Source organism: Bartonella sp. AD328YNZD (assembly GCF_042196425.1).
This window is the reverse complement of sequence record NZ_JBHIQG010000403.1, coordinates 1-1,976: the sequence shown is the minus strand read 5'-3', so window position 1 is coordinate 1,976 and position 1,976 is coordinate 1. Positions and strand designations below refer to the sequence as shown.

The following is a 1,976-nucleotide window of genomic DNA, read 5'->3' as shown; positions in this document are numbered from 1 at the left end:
ACAATAACTTGGATATCTACTTCCTGCTGTTTTTTACACCGCTCTGAATTCTCAAACATATAGCGTGTAAAAAAATCTTTTTCTTCAAGCATCAAAAACGTATCAGTTAAACAAATTCCTTCAAAAGGTATATACTCTCCTTTCATAAGACTATGATAGGTCGATTCAATGTTAATCGCTGATATGTAATAGGCTAGCAAAACAATCTCATTGGCATGAATATCATGACGGAATTTATATTCCATATCCTCTGGTTTGATGAGTCCAGATTGTAAAAGCCGTGTGATAAAGGTTCCCGTTCCAGTGAAAGGATCAAGAATAGAGACACCTCGAGAACTTAAGCTTTGTCCAAACTCTTGCTCTAAAACATCATTGACGGAATGTAAGATAAAATCAACTATTTCAATAGGTGTATAAACAATCCCAAGTTTATCTGTTGTCTTTTTGAATGCTTTGGTAAAAAAATCTTCGTAAAGTTTGATAATAAGATTCTGTTTTGCTCGCGTCTCAATAATCTCCTCTGTATCATCCTTTATACTTTGATAAAACTTTTCAAGATCTTTGGCTTCGTCTTTGATATTCATCTTATCAAGTTCAGCTAAGATTTTTTCCATCGCTTGCGAGATGGCGTTTTTACTCACAAACTCATTTCCATCAAACAAGGATTCAAAAATAGGACGTGTCACAAGGTGTTGCGCCAACATCTCGAGTGCATCCTCTTGTTCGATACTGTCATTTAAACCGTTCTTTAATTCTTTATGAAAGGCATGAAAGGCGCGATAAGCTTCACTCTTTTTATCAGCGAGTATGCTTTTAAGACGAATAATATGATTTTGTGCAATTGCAGCCACATTGCCAGCCCAATTTCCCCACTGATTAGGCTCTCCACATTTTTTGACAATGATGGGCTTAATAGCACGCGATAATTCATCAACATAAAACTCGAATTCTTTTTGTCCTCCATATTTATAAGAGCTTTCACTTGCTACTGAACCAATATGAAGCCCAACACTTTCCGATTTTGCGTGGAAAGAGAGTTCGTCAACAACAGCGGTCATTGCTTGTAAAGCAGGGTCAAAAGTGACTCCTACAATCTCAAACACATGACGAACATTTTGGTCTAGCTCTAAGGCTTTTATTTTGTTTTTAAAGTTGTCATCATGAGCACGCAAAGCATTGAGAACTTGCCAGATGACATCATACTTCGTATTGTTTTCTAAAGCCTGTTGTGGTGGAATATTAAAGGGAATACCAACGGGTAAAATAATATAGCCTGTTGTTTTACCTTCTGCGCGACGCATCACGCGCCCCACCGCCTGTATCACATCTACATGACTTTTACGCGGGTGTAAAAACATAACCGCATCAAGAGCAGGGACATCGACTCCTTCAGAGAGACATCGGACATTGGTTAACACACGGCAGTTATTCTCATCTGTATCTTCTTTAAGCCAATCAAGTAATTTATTACGTTTTTTGCCATTAAAAGATCCATCAATGTGCTTAACATCAAAGATAAGAGAAGTCTTACTTTCGGGAACAAATTTATGATATTCATCAATGGCGTCATTGAATATTTCGCTAACTAATTGAGACGTATTGATATTTTTACAAAAAGCCAGAGAACGACGCATAGGTTTTATGTCATCTTCTTCCTTCTTTTCTATTTGGGAAAGTGCTTTGTAGCAGCCAATGATTTTAGTTGTATCATCAAGAATAAGTTCAGAATTTTTATCTTTAAGGCGTTTCTGAATCGTTGCGTTAATAATTGCTTCATCAACAGCCAAGACGATAACTTTATAGGGTGTTAAAAGTTTATCTTTTAGAGCTTTTGAAAAAGTATAAGTGTAAAGATTTTTTCCATAGAGCTCTTCATCATCCATGGACGCCAGAACAGCATCAGATGCGTCAGCCTTCTTTTTCAGCTTGTCGGTAAAGATCTTAGGGGTTGCCGTCATGTACAGACGTTTTTTACC

The 1,976-nt window shown here is 37.0% G+C and carries 1 protein-coding gene; it reads right to left on the bottom strand.

All coding sequences use genetic code 11. The features are described 5' to 3' along the window. A partial coding sequence (locus ACFIO3_RS12220; protein WP_375704534.1) for a helicase-related protein occupies positions 1–1,976 on the bottom strand: 1,976 nt, incomplete at both ends.